At 36.0% G+C, this 211-nt stretch carries 1 pseudogene; it reads left to right on the top strand.

Annotated features, from left to right (window positions below):
• A pseudogene (locus tag N475_RS25915) lies at window positions 1-211 on the top strand (IS30 family transposase); the annotation flags it as partial.

Here is a 211-nt window from a genome sequence, read left to right as displayed (position 1 = left end):
ATCTGCAGAAGACTTAGCTGTCGAACGGAGAAAGAAGCCAAGGCATACAAAAAAGCGTTCAAATAAAGCGCTTTATAATCATGTTGTACATAAATTACATGAAGGGTGGTCTCCAGATGCGATTGCTGGAAGACTTAAAATAAACCATCCAAATAATAAAGAAAAACGAGTGAGTCATGAGACTATTTATCAATGGGTTATTAAGGACTAT

The sequence above is a fragment of the Pseudoalteromonas luteoviolacea DSM 6061 genome, assembly GCF_001625655.1.
In the GTDB taxonomy this organism is placed as follows: domain Bacteria; phylum Pseudomonadota; class Gammaproteobacteria; order Enterobacterales; family Alteromonadaceae; genus Pseudoalteromonas; species Pseudoalteromonas luteoviolacea.
Note: the sequence above shows the minus strand (reverse complement) of the source record. Positions and strands in the feature narration are given on the sequence as shown.